Source organism: Methanocella paludicola SANAE (genome assembly GCF_000011005.1).
GTDB lineage: Archaea > Halobacteriota > Methanocellia > Methanocellales > Methanocellaceae > Methanocella > Methanocella paludicola.
In genome coordinates, this window is record NC_013665.1 from 2,325,013 (window position 1) to 2,337,029 (window position 12,017).

At 56.5% G+C, this 12,017-nt stretch carries 11 protein-coding genes; 8 read left to right on the forward strand and 3 right to left on the reverse strand.

Features of this window, described 5'->3' with window-relative positions:
• Nucleotides 1-18 precede the first annotated feature (18 nt).
• The gene (locus tag MCP_RS12015; protein ID WP_012901119.1) at nucleotides 19-651 is read right to left on the reverse strand and encodes a hypothetical protein; all 633 of its coding nucleotides are present in this window, start codon (nucleotides 649-651) and stop codon (nucleotides 19-21) included.
• A gap of 72 nt (nucleotides 652-723) precedes the next feature.
• On the opposite strand from MCP_RS12015, the gene MCP_RS12020 reads away from it, so the two are divergent.
• Nucleotides 724-945, forward strand: a complete 222-nt coding sequence (locus MCP_RS12020; RefSeq protein ID WP_128567202.1) for a hypothetical protein — start codon at nucleotides 724-726, stop codon at nucleotides 943-945.
• 71 nt (nucleotides 946-1,016) lie between these two features.
• Nucleotides 1,017-1,850, forward strand: a complete 834-nt coding sequence (locus MCP_RS12025; RefSeq protein ID WP_012901121.1) for a DUF4097 family beta strand repeat-containing protein — start codon at nucleotides 1,017-1,019, stop codon at nucleotides 1,848-1,850.
• A 460-nt stretch (nucleotides 1,851-2,310) separates the two neighbouring features.
• On the opposite strand, the gene MCP_RS12030 is transcribed toward MCP_RS12025, so the two are convergent.
• Entirely contained in the window at nucleotides 2,311-2,721 is a 411-nt protein-coding gene (locus MCP_RS12030; RefSeq protein ID WP_128567203.1) for a hypothetical protein, read from the reverse strand.
• An 89-nt stretch (nucleotides 2,722-2,810) separates the two neighbouring features.
• Between MCP_RS12030 and MCP_RS12035 the strand changes: the two genes are divergently transcribed.
• Nucleotides 2,811-3,512 (forward strand): AIM24 family protein, encoded by a 702-nt coding sequence (locus MCP_RS12035; protein ID WP_012901123.1) that lies wholly within the window; start codon nucleotides 2,811-2,813, stop codon nucleotides 3,510-3,512.
• A 76-nt stretch (nucleotides 3,513-3,588) separates the two neighbouring features.
• On the opposite strand, the gene MCP_RS12040 is transcribed toward MCP_RS12035, so the two are convergent.
• Nucleotides 3,589-4,779, reverse strand: coding sequence for a hypothetical protein (locus MCP_RS12040; protein ID WP_012901124.1), 1,191 nt, complete (start codon nucleotides 4,777-4,779; stop codon nucleotides 3,589-3,591).
• A 138-nt stretch (nucleotides 4,780-4,917) separates the two neighbouring features.
• Between MCP_RS12040 and MCP_RS12045 the strand changes: the two genes are divergently transcribed.
• The 5 genes from MCP_RS12045 to MCP_RS12065 all read left to right on the forward strand — a co-directional run bounded on the left by MCP_RS12045 (nucleotide 4,918) and on the right by MCP_RS12065 (nucleotide 12,004).
• Nucleotides 4,918-6,141 (forward strand): MFS transporter, encoded by a 1,224-nt coding sequence (locus tag MCP_RS12045; protein WP_012901125.1) that lies wholly within the window; start codon nucleotides 4,918-4,920, stop codon nucleotides 6,139-6,141.
• Nucleotides 6,142-6,448: 307 nt separating this feature from the next.
• A complete protein-coding gene (locus MCP_RS12050; RefSeq protein WP_012901126.1) occupies nucleotides 6,449-7,897 on the forward strand; it encodes a glycoside hydrolase family 57 protein in 1,449 nt (482 codons plus the stop codon).
• Entirely contained in the window at nucleotides 7,879-9,021 is a 1,143-nt protein-coding gene (locus MCP_RS12055; protein WP_012901127.1) for a glycosyltransferase family 4 protein, read from the forward strand. The genes MCP_RS12050 and MCP_RS12055 overlap by 19 nt, the downstream gene beginning before the upstream one ends.
• Nucleotides 9,018-10,316: a glycosyltransferase family 4 protein gene (locus MCP_RS12060; RefSeq protein WP_012901128.1), complete on the forward strand. Its 1,299-nt coding sequence runs from the start codon at nucleotides 9,018-9,020 to the stop codon at nucleotides 10,314-10,316. The genes MCP_RS12055 and MCP_RS12060 overlap by 4 nt, the downstream gene beginning before the upstream one ends.
• Nucleotides 10,313-12,004, forward strand: a complete 1,692-nt coding sequence (locus MCP_RS12065) for an amylo-alpha-1,6-glucosidase (RefSeq protein ID WP_012901129.1) — start codon at nucleotides 10,313-10,315, stop codon at nucleotides 12,002-12,004. Before MCP_RS12060 ends, MCP_RS12065 begins: the two co-directional genes overlap by 4 nt.
• Nucleotides 12,005-12,017: the final 13 nt, after the last annotated feature.

A 12,017-nucleotide genomic window follows, 5' to 3' on the forward strand; every position in this document is an offset into this window, starting at 1 on the left:
AAGCGATGCTGCGGCCGGTCAGTCTCCTTGCGGCCTGAGGCATATAGGCATTTTTGCTTTTCCCTTTCGGGAATACCTGTGCAGGGCGGTCTCGAGCTCCACGATGTCGAGGCCGTGCTCCACCGCGTAAGCCCTGGCATCCCGGATGCCCAGCGCATCTGCCGCTTTCTTGACCCGGGGAGTAAGCGCGGGCCTGGCTTTAGGCCACACGCGCTGCATGTCCCGCAAAAAGACAGAGACTGTGACCGGACCGATGCCCTTGCCGAGCCCCATGATGCGCCGCCCCAGGTCATCGCTGTCCTTCGATGCATCGTAAAGGCGCCGGAGGCTGCCACCGTATTCGCTCTGGAGCCTGCCGAAAATATCCAGGAGCCGGTCGGCAGTGCTGTAGTCATAGCGCGCGTAGCCACCTTTATCCAGCACTTCGACAAGCCTGTCCCACCCGGCGCCCGCTATTGACTTCGCGTCCACGAGCCCCGCCGACTCGAACGCCTTGTAGGTCTTCGTTGCCGATTCCTCGCGGATGGGCTTCGCGTAGAGGATGGACGCTAACAGCCACTTCACGTAGGCAGGGTCACCCCCTTTCAGGTCGATGCCGAGCATCTTCGAATAGGGCTCGCCGCAGTCCTCGATTAGCGTAACCACGTCCATCGCGGCACATCCGCACCATTAATTGTGGAAAACATATTCATTATTCTTTGTGAATATTTGCTCGTGGTATGGATGGATAAAAAAGGGCTTTTTCACATCGTAATGGGCCTGCTCAGGGGAAGCCTGGGGCTGAGCCTGATCGTCGCCGTTCTGGAGATGTTCGCCCGCGGGCCCCAGAGGAGGCTGAGGAGTAAAGGCATGCTCGGCATCCTGGCGGCCATGGCGCTGTCATTTTTGCTGCCTTACGCCGCGAAGACGATCTACCGGGCGGTGGCACGGCCCCACAGGGCCTGATCGTTGCATGACATAGAAAAACCTAAATACTTTTATTACAGTGAGCGCTAAAAGCTCTATGAGGGTTAGGTATGAAACTGGATAAATTCTTACTCATAACCGTGGGAGCGCTGCTGGTCATCGTCCTGATCCTGCTCGCTTTCGGCGGGGCGGCATTCCTCTGCCTGTTCGTTACACAGGGACCGGTCACGAACGAGGGCCCCATACTACAAAAGTCGTACGACTATAACGGCTCGCTGTCGGGCTTCGACCGCGTCAACATCGAGGTCGCCAATATCAACGGCTTCGTCGACGTCCGGGAAGGCGACAGCGACGCTTACGCCATCAATGTTAACGCGCGCGGCACCGAGAAGGACTTCGAGCGCTACAGGGTCGAGTTCACCCAGAAGGACGAGAACGGCGTCAAGACCCTGAAGGTCCAGATCAAGGACACGAAGGAGCCCAGGATGGCCAGCTCGAAGTATGGCTCGGACATAACGATCACATTGCCGAAAAGCAAGATGTACGACGCGAGCCTCGTAACTGTTAATGGGGAGGTCCGCCTGGGCGAGCTGGACTGTAGCAAGGTTAACATGGCCACCGTGAACGGCGTGATAAGCTCGAAGGCGAACGCCACGAATGCCACCATGGTCACGGTCAACGGCGATATCGACGTCCGGACGTCGGTCCTGAAGGGGGACATGTTCCTGAACAGCGTCAACAGCGCCGTCACCGTCACGGTCCCGAAGGACGCGCCCCTGTCGCTGAACGCTCACCTGGTGAACGGCGGCATCAGCACGGACCTGCCGCTGGTCATTACGGAGAAGAGCCGTGTGGCGCTGGTCGGCAAGACGGCCAACTACACCGAGGGCATCTATATCGAGACCTCCATCGTTAACGGTGACATCGATATCAGGGGCCGCTAGCCGGCTCTGCTTTTCCTTTTTTTATTTGTAGTTCTTGCGAGTTTTTGATTGAAAATTGTTTTAGTTGATACTGATCCTCGCCTTTATACATTAAGCCGTCTCGGAGTGGTCCAACCACAGGGGCACGGAGAGCGCAGAGTTCACAGAGTTTTCTTATAGATGGAGGCTCAGAGGGCACAGGGGACGGGTTTATAACTAACCTGAGGCACGGAGTGCTTAGAGGCACTGGCGAGGATAAACCTGCTAAATTGTTTATTGGTCAACCGTGCCTCGATTAACTCTGTGTCCCGGGTAAGCCAATAAACCGGGCTCTGAGTTCTCTGTGGCTCAAATTATAAAAGAAAAACTCTGTGAAACTCGGTGCGCTCTGCGTCCCTGTGGTTAGGAACACTCCACGACGGCATAACGTGTAAAGGATTGAACAAAGAATTATCTGAAAACAATAGAAGTGTTTTTTTTATTATCGCTTTTTGATCGGCAGCCGGTCCGACTTCACGCTGTACAGCCCGAGCAGCAATCCTACGACCAGGCACAGCAGGCTGATGAACACGTCGGACAGCAAAAAGTACCCGCACCCGAACCCAAAAGCGACCGCCGTGATGGCCGTGGCCTTACCCAGCCGATAGATATAGACCACGCTCACGATGAGCACAATGGCGGGCAGGAGCTGCAAAATTAATAATAAAAAGCCGGAAAAGCCCGGGGCCAGGGCGGCGATAAGGGCGGAAACGCTCGAGGTGACCTCGTTGAAGAAGGCGTTAACGGGATTAAATTTTAAAGAATAAAGGAAGCCGTTCACCACGCCGAGAATAACGATGAACTCCACGATCTGCGTATCTTTTTTTGCGCCCATCCTCGATACCGTAAGCATACATCGGAATGCTGGTATATAAGCAGGTCGGTCGACCTCCGCCATAGAAAGGGTTATTTGGGAGGCCGTGTAATTGAGGCGGGGTAAATATGGCGAAATATTCAGTAGGAGATTTCGTTTCGGAAACGGCTCAGAAGGACAGGGGCGAAGGCCTCTTCGAGCTGGAGAACGATTATACGCTGGAAGTTAACCTGAACGGCATGGTCTGGTCCAAGCTGGGCTCGATGGTCGCCTACCGCGGCGGCATCAAGTTCGAGCGGGAGGGCATGATGGAGCACGGCCTGGGGACGTTCCTCAAAAAGGCCGTGACGGGCGAGGGCGCCCACCTGATGAAGGCCGTGGGCAACGGCAAGCTCTACCTGTCGGACGAGGGCAAGCGCATCTCGATACTTAATTTACAGAACCAGTCGATCTACGTGAACGGCAATGACATACTGGCGTTCGAGCAAGGCCTTGGCTACGAGATCAAGCTCATGCGCCGCATGACGAGCATGATGGCCGGAGGCCTGTTCAACATCAAGCTGGAAGGCACGGGCATGGCAGCCATCACTACGTATTACAAGCCCCTCACGCTCATGGTCACGCCGGACAGCCCGGTGTACACCGACCCCAATGCGACCGTTGCCTGGTCGGGCTCGCTCTATCCCGAGCTGAAGACGGACATCACCTTCAAGACGCTCATGGGCCGGAGCAGCGGCGAGACTTTCCAGATGGAGTTCAAGGGCACGGGCTTTGTGGTCGTGCAGCCGTACGAGGAAGTCTATTACCAGATGGCCTCGAGTACGCATTAAATAAAAGGATGAAGGAGGCGATCAGGTCTCCTTCTTATTTTAATTTTGTATTATTTTATTGATCAGGCTGATGGTGCTAATTGGCCTCAGAGTAGTTGATATGAAGCCCGTATGCGCTCGGCCAGCCAGGAATATATCCCTCGTTATAGCCGATGTAAATGGTCAGCTGGTAATTGTCGCCGCCCGTTACGTATTCGGACGGTATCGATACCTTAACGAGGCCATCTTTTTGCCCTGCGATGAACGAGGGCGAAGTGACCATTACGTCGCTAATTCCCCCATTCCAATATAGGTATGGGGTTAAAGTACCTTTATCTGTTTCCCGGATGATCGGTATGAACACATCGACGTAACTATCGTTTTCAGCGATGTGGTCGATATCACCGCTAAAATCAATGCCTGATTCTTCACGGTTGAGGTATCCGTCACTGGCAATCGTCGTGGAGTTCCCGAACCAGATCTCGGGCAAAGCTTCGAGCGATAGGTTAAATTCCTTCTGCGAGCCGATGCCATAGTTGCCTTCCACCACGTCAGTTATGGTCAGCTTGACCCAACCCGGCGTAGGCATATACGGCATGGCGTCCACGCTGTCGTACCAGTATTGGTGATAGATGTGCAAGAAAAGGTCCTGATGACTCACTCCGGGGCCCAGCGTTAGCAGATAATCGCCGTTCTCGTCGGGGCCGGTCATGTTCTCCGTGTCTAAAGTGTACATGGAGAAGGTATACTCGGGGATGGAATTCAGGTTGGTTTGGAAGCCTACGTTATCGCTCATGCTCGCGTGTATCTTGACCACGACCGTCTGGTTTATGTCGCCGCCCTGGCGGTATACGGCGGTATCGCCATCTTTCCTCATGGCCGCAGGCTGGATGTTGATCGGGTACACGGCCGATGTCGGGTTGAAGAACACGATGTTGTCCTGCGAGGAATCTGACGGCAGAGACTTATACTCGGACCAGTTCTGCGGGCCCAGCGGCGGATACGTTATCCAGTAGCCGAACTCAGTCTGCTTCACACCGCTCTCCGGCGTCGGAGTAGGCGTTACGGACGGCACAGGCGTCGCAGTAGCAGTAGCGGTCACAGTCGGCTCAACACTCGGCGTCACTGATACAGACGGAACGGGCGTAACAGTCGGCGTAACGGTAACGGGCAATACGGTCGGCGTGGCCGAAGGCTGAGGGCTCGAGCCGCTCAGCGCATAGGCGCCCACCAACAAAAGCAATATAACGATAATTGCTCCCACAAGTATCTTAGTCTCATTCTTCATTATGCTCCCCCAATAAGAGCTTATTTGGTAAAAGCATGGGACTGCGGCCTAATATACTTATTCTATGCCGACAAATATTTCCTGTCCGTGGGCGGTGCTCAACATTTTTATTTCCAATGCCCGCTATCTACTCATTACATGAAAGGCAAGACGCGTCAGATAGCGATCCTGGTATTCGGCATGTTCTTCCTCACGCTGGGCTTCAGCATCATCATGCCCATCCTGCCCTACTATACGCAAAAGATGGGCGCGTCGGCCCTGGAGCTGGGCTTGCTGATGGCGTCGTACTCGGTCATGCAGCTCATCGTCACGCCTTTCTGGGGGGAGATGTCGGACCGCATCGGGCGCAAGCCCATATTTTTAATAGGCCTTTTCGGCTATGGCATATCTTTTATCATTTATGGCTTTGCCACGCAGCTCTGGATGCTGTTCGCCGCCCGCATGCTGGGAGGAGCGCTGGCCGGGGGCATGTACCCGGCTTCGCTGGCGTACATCGCCGACGTCACGGAGCATAGCGAGAGGGGCAAGGTCATGGGGCTCCTGGGCGCCGCATCCGGCCTGGGGATGATCTTCGGGCCGTCCATCTCGGGCATCCTCTCCGTCTGGGGCCTCACCGTGCCGTTCTTTGTGACGGCCGTCGCCGCCTTCATCTTCGGCATCATCGGCTACTTCGCCCTGGAGGAGTCCCGGGCCGTGGACGTACACCACCCCGTAAGGTGGGAAAAGGTCTCGCTGCTGGCGCCGCTACGCTCAAGTACGGGGATCCTGTTCGTCATGATGCTCCTGGTGGCCTTCCTGATGTCGGGCTTCCAGACCATTTTCGCCTACTACATGGGCGGGCGCTTCAGCCTCTATGACGCCCCGTCGCAGATGCCCCTTCTGAACGGGAGCATCACGCTTACCGGGCCTACGGCCATGGCCGTGCTGTTCACGGTGATGGGCGTCGTGGGCGTGCTGTGCCAGGGCGTGCTTGTTGGCGTATTGATCGCGCGCATAGGCGAAGCCAGGACGGTGCTGGCCGGCATGGCCGTCTCGGCGGCCGGTTTCCTGCTCATCAACGTGTCCTGGGAGCTGCTGACCATCATGCTCTCGTCCAGCCTGATCGCCATCGGCGTGGGCCTGGCCACCCCCTGCCTGAACTCGCTCGCCTCGAAGGCGACGGACGAGGAACACCAGGGGGCCGTGCTCGGTGTGCTGGGCTCCTATGGGGCCATGGGGCGGATCGTGGGGCCGCCGCTCAGCGGCTTTGGCTTCGACATCAACGTGGACCTGCCCTATTTTACCTCGGCCCTGCTTTCGGCTGCCGGGGCCCTCGTCCTGTACGTTGCCATTAAGAGGAAAGGTATAAGGCGAAAGGTCTGATGCGATGTTCAAGATAAGATATTTAAATCGATAGCTAAATTAATGATTATGGGCCAGGCGCCCGGAGAGGTGAGAATAGATGGCCGAGAAAAAGAATCCGGATAAGGGTAGCAAGCCAAAGCCCAGGGCGGCATAACGTCTTTTATAAAAATTATTTTTATTATTTATCATCCAATCATATGCCGTTCTTCCGCTCAAAGAGCGAGTAAAATAATATATTAACACCCTTTACCCAATATTAAATATATAAATTAAAACTCCCAGACCGGGGATATCAAAATTTTAATCGCCCCCGGAGGCGGCACCGATGAGCAGATTATGCATAGGATTTGAAGTCCACCAGCCCTTCCGGCTCAACCCGGATTTTAGCAGCAGCAATGGTACCGATAGCCTGGAAAGCGCATATTTCAGCCCGCTGAACCGGGAGATACTGGAGAGAGTGGCGGATAAGTGCTATATCCCGGCCACGAGCGCCATCCTCGAGAACCTCGATAAGGGGTTCAAGTGCGCCTTCAGCATATCGGGGACGCTGGCCGAGCAGCTCGAGAAGTGGAGGCCCGACGCGCTGGACCTCTTCAGGCAGGCGGCGGCGCATAAAAATGCCGAGATGATCGCCCAGACATATTTCCATAGCGTCGCAAGCCTTTTCGACCTGGGCGAGTTCGAGGAGCAGGTCAGGCTCCATAAGAAGATGCTAAAGTCGACGTTCGGCGCCACGCCGAAGGTCATGGAGAACACCGAGTTCATATTTAACGATCACATCGCCCGGTCGGCGAAAAAGCTGGGCTTCAAGGCCATCTATACTGAGGGCGTGGAGCGTGTCCTGGGGTGGCGGAGCCCGGACTACGTGTACTCGTGCAACGGGATCAAGCTCCTCATGCGGAACTACCAGCTATCCGACGACGTGGCGTTCCGTTTTAATAATAGGGAGTGGGACCAGTACCCGCTTATGGCCGATAAGTTCGCCTCCTGGGCTGCGGCGTCGCCCGGCGATTATGTCAACGTCTTCGTGGACTACGAGACCTTCGGCGAGCACCACTGGTCGGACTCGGGCATCTTAGAATTCTTACGCTGGCTGCCGAAGGAGTGCATGGACCGGGGCATCGAGTTCATCACGCCCTCGCAGGCTGCGGAGATACCGGCCAGGGACGAGCTGAGCGTAGAGGAGACCATCTCCTGGGCGGACGTGGAGAAGGACGCCTCTGCCTGGCTGGGCAACACCATCCAGCACACGGCCCTCAAGGCCATCCAGAGGGCCCGCGCCTACGCGAAGGACAAGAAAATGTGGCGCTACCTGCAGACGAGCGATCATTTCTACTACATGGCCTCGAAGTTCGGCTCCTGTGCCGACGTGCACAACTACTTCAGCCCGGATGCCTGCAAGCCCTACGATTCTTTCGCCAACTACATGCGGATCGTGTCCGACTACGAGCGCCTTGCGGCGCAAAAGATGAAAAAGAAGGCTGCTGCGATGGAGCTGCGGACCGTGCCGCCGGAGGAGGCGTTCCAGTTTTACACGTCGAGCGCTTACACTGGGTTCACGGCCTATAGCCTGGACGACCTGTGTGACCTGCTGAATTACGTGCCTAAAGACTCCGTGGAGCACCACCTGAGGAATAAGGACCTATCGAGGTGGGTGCAGGATGTGCTGGGAGACGAGGCTCTGGCCGGCCAGATGGATGCCTGTAAGAACAGGCTGGAGCTGGCCGAAGTCGCCGCGAAGAAGAGGGATGCGCTGTGGAAAAGCTTAAGATAGCGTTCTTTTGCTGGGAGTCCATTTACTCCGAGAAGATCGGCGGCCTGTCGCCTGGTGCGACCTACCTTGCGGAGACGCTTGCTAAAGAGCACGAGGTGCATTTCTTCACCCGGGGGCGCATCGAGGAGAAGGAGATCAAGGGCGTAAATTATCACTATTGTTGGCCTTCGGCGAATAACATCGTGGATTATTGTAAGAACATGAGCGACCGGATGGTGGAACGCTTCCGCGAGTATGACTCGCCGCCGTTCGACATTTTACACTTCCACGACTGGCACGTCGTGGAGGCGATGCACCAGCTCAAGGACAGGAACACCGTGTTCACGTACCACTCGACGGAGTTCGGGCGCATAGGCGGCCGCTTCGGCGACTGGTGGGAGTCCAGGGAGATCGCCGGAAAGGAGTGGTACGGGGGACTCATAGCGAAGCGCTGCACGGCCGTATCGCAAACGCTCAAGAACGAGGTCATGTGGCTCTACAAGGTGCCCGGCGATAAGATCGGCGTGGTGAATAACGGCATATTCCCGGAGGTCTACGACGCCATGATCGACGCGGGCGAGGTCAAGAAGTCCTACGGCATCCACCCGCTGGCGCCGCTGGTCTTTTTCATCGGGCGGATGGAGTACCAGAAGGGCCCTGACATGCTCGTCGACGCCATGCCCATGGTGGTCGCCAATAAGTGGGGCGCCCAGTTCATCATGGCCGGGGAGGGCAGCATGAAGCACCAGCTCGAGGAGCAGGCCCGGCGCATGGGCCTGCCGGTAAGGTTTTTAGGCTACATACCTGATTCCGAGTACGTGAGGCTCCTCCACGCGAGCGACGTGATCGTCATACCCAGCAGGAACGAGCCCTTCGGCTTAGTTTTACTGGAGGCGTGGAGCGCGAAGCGCCCGGTGGTGGCCTGCGACGTCGGAGGGCTGGCCGAGAACATCGATAATTTCGTTAACGGCGTAAAGGTACACCAGAACCCGGAGTCGATCGCCTGGGGCATTAATTATATATTGAACGGGGGCAACGGAGTGGCCGGCTACGGATGGAACGGCTGGAAGAAGATCGACCGCATGTTCAGGTGGGATGTGAGCGCCCGGAAAATGCTCGACATATATAAAAAGGTGTTACAGTGAAGCTTGCATATTTTGTTGATGAGTTCCCGCCCTTTTTCAGGGGCGGGCTTGGCACGTACGCGATGGAGATCACGAAGGAGTACATGAGGACCGGGAACGAGGTCACCGTGTTCTCGAGAAATACGGGCAACGACCCCACCCATGACGAGTGGAACGGCGTGAAGGTGCACCGCCCGAAGCTGATGAACCTGTCAGACGTGCTCTCAGTGGTCAGCCCCGGCGACGTGCAGCGCTGGGACGCCGGCGGCCAGCGGTTCTTCACGGAAACGCTGCTTTATAACATGCTGTCGGCCTCCAAGCTGGTGAACAGCCTGGTGGCGGTCGAAAAGCAGAGCTTCGATATCCTGGTGTCCCACGACTGGCTGGCCTTTATCGCGGGCATCGTCTCAAAAAGCAACCTTGGCCTGCCTCTTGTCGTCCACTACCACTCGACCGAGCAGGGCCGTACAGGCAGCGGCTCGGCCGCCGTCAAGGATATCGAGCGCCTGGCCGCGCAGAAGGCCGACCTCATCATCACGGTAAGCTATGCCATGCGTGACGAGCTGGTCAAGCTCGGCTATCCTGAGCAGAAGATACGGGTCGTATACAATGGCGTGGACGCTAACAAGTACCGCCCGGACCTGTATTCCCCGAAGGAGCTCAAGGCGTTCCGGGAGAAGATCGGCGTCGGCGACTCGCCCATGATATTCTTCGTCGGCAGGCTCACCTGGGTGAAGGGGGCGGACACGCTCACAATGGCCATGAAGGAGATCGTCAAGGCCGTGCCCGATGCTAAGCTGGTCATCGTTGGCAAGGGCGAGCAGGAAGATATGCTCAAGCAGATCGTCACCTCGAATAACCTAGAAAAGAACGTCCTGTTCAACTTTAGCTATGTCCCCGAAGAGGAACGCCTCAAGTATTATGCCGCATGCGATGTCGCCATATTCCCCTCGAAGTACGAGCCCTTCGGCATCGTGAGCCTGGAGGCCATGTCCATGGGCAAGCCGGTCATCGTGGGCGCGGCCGGTACGTCCGGTTTCAGGGAGCAGGTCATACCGTTCGGCCCCAACATCTGCGGCTTCCACATCAACCCTCATGATCCGGGAGACGTGGCGAAGTTCACCATCATGCTGCTAAAGGACCCCGAGCTGAGGAAGAGCATGGGCATTAACGCCCGGCGGCGGGTCCTCGAGAGCTTTACCTGGGACACGGCGGCGAGCAGCACGCTGCGCGTCTATGAGGAGGCCATCGAGCTGTTTAAAAAGAAGCAGCAGGCGCTCTACGATAGCGTCTGTAAGGTGCCGCCCCCGTCATGATCACTTTCGGCGCCGACCTGCACGATCATGCGTTCGCCCGGCGCAAGGAGTTTCTTTTAACCGCCGGGGACGCCTACTGCTCGTCGTCGCTCGCAGGCAATACCCGTAAGTACCATGGTCTCTTTGTGGCCGGGCGGCGAGTGTATATATCCTGCCTTGAAGAAGAGGCAAATGGCGAGCGATTTTCCGTTCACCGGTACTCAGGTGCCCTTCAGGACGAGGGGCTTAGTTCCTTATATGGTTTCGAGCTTTACCCGCCAATATTCTATTACATGGTCGACGGGGCCTCGATAAAAAAGACCATCGAGTTCGATGGAGAGCTTACGATACGCTACGATGTCGAAGGAGAAACGAACCTGCACATCAGGCCGCTCATCACTGACCGTGGCTATCACGAAACGAAGCGGAATGTCGAGCTAAATGCGGCTTGCACGGTGAACGGCTTCAGCTCGGGGAAGCTTTCAATACGCTCCGGCCTGCGGTTCAAAGAGGACCCGCAGACTTATTATAACGTTTTCTATGAGCGTGACTCGGAGAGGGGATATGACCACGTCGAGGACCTCTGGTCGCCAGGGTACTTCGAAGGCCGGGTGAAAGATGCCTCGGTTTCCATATGTGCTGCTGTCGATGGCGTCCGGAAGGCGCCGATAAACAGGATGACGCCTATCGATCCTGCCGACGCCCTTGAGCTCGCGGCGGACAGCTTCCTGGTCGACGATACGATATACGCCGGGTACCACTGGTTCGCCGAGCCGTGGGGCCGGGACACATTCGTCAGCGTGCCCGGGCTGCTGCTCGAAAGGGGCAGGTTCGAGGAGGCGAAGCGCGTCTTCCGGCATTTTGCGAGGCACATCAAGAACGGCCTGATACCGAACAGGATACCGGGTGGCTATAATTCAAGCGATGCACCCCTGTGGTTCATCTATGCGCTGGGCAAATATTTCGAGAAGCGAAATGACACGGCCTTTTATCGTGAAGCAAATGGCTATGTCGAGAGTATAATGAACGGATACCCTGAGAGCGAAGCGGCTACGCTGGATGGCTCATTGATCTCGACCGCCCCCGAGACGACGTGGATGGACACCCGGTACACGGGCAGAAAAGGCAAGGCCGTAGAGGTGAACGCCCTCTGGGTCAACGCCCTTGAGATCGCTGAAGGTATGGGACTTATGGCGCCCGTTAAGCCAGTTGCAGCACGGCGTGAGATGGACAGGTTCTGGAACGAGAAAAAGGGGTGCCTCTATGATGTTATAGACCCGTACGACGATTCGGTCAGGCCGAACCAGGCCATCGCCATCGCCCTTGGCGCCATTGATGGGGAAAAAGCAAAACGGGCGATGAGAGTAATTAGAAAAGAGCTGCTCACACCTTATGGATTGAGAACGTTGTCGCCCATGGATAGCCGTTACATTGGCCGATATTCTGGCGACCCGTCATACCATAACGGATGTGTATGGCCATGGCTCATGGGCTTCTACATCGAAGGGGCCCTGAAGGTGAGCGAACCCAAAGAAAAGCTAAGGCCTCTGCTGGAGCCTTTACTGCTGCATACGCACGACGCGGGCCTGGGAACGATATCGGAAATATTCGATGGCGACGCGCCACACGAGCCCAACGGGTGCATTTCCCAGGCGTGGAGCGTAGCCGAAGTGATCAGGGCACGACAATTGTTGAAACATGCGCCGTAGCAAGGTTTATCAA

Bases quoted from the DNA above. Each gene is read 5' to 3' on its own strand.
- MCP_RS12015 (WP_012901119.1), bottom strand. From the start codon at position 651: ATGGACGTGGTTACGCTAATCGAGGACTGCGGCGAGCCCTATTCGAAG.
- MCP_RS12020 (WP_128567202.1), top strand. From the start codon at position 724: ATGGATAAAAAAGGGCTTTTTCACATCGTAATGGGCCTGCTCAGGGGA.
- MCP_RS12025 (WP_012901121.1), top strand. From the start codon at position 1,017: ATGAAACTGGATAAATTCTTACTCATAACCGTGGGAGCGCTGCTGGTC.
- MCP_RS12030 (WP_128567203.1), bottom strand. From the start codon at position 2,721: ATGCTTACGGTATCGAGGATGGGCGCAAAAAAAGATACGCAGATCGTG.
- MCP_RS12035 (WP_012901123.1), top strand. From the start codon at position 2,811: ATGGCGAAATATTCAGTAGGAGATTTCGTTTCGGAAACGGCTCAGAAG.
- MCP_RS12040 (WP_012901124.1), bottom strand. From the start codon at position 4,779: ATGAAGAATGAGACTAAGATACTTGTGGGAGCAATTATCGTTATATTG.
- MCP_RS12045 (WP_012901125.1), top strand. From the start codon at position 4,918: ATGAAAGGCAAGACGCGTCAGATAGCGATCCTGGTATTCGGCATGTTC.
- MCP_RS12050 (WP_012901126.1), top strand. From the start codon at position 6,449: ATGAGCAGATTATGCATAGGATTTGAAGTCCACCAGCCCTTCCGGCTC.
- MCP_RS12065 (WP_012901129.1), top strand. From the start codon at position 10,313: ATGATCACTTTCGGCGCCGACCTGCACGATCATGCGTTCGCCCGGCGC.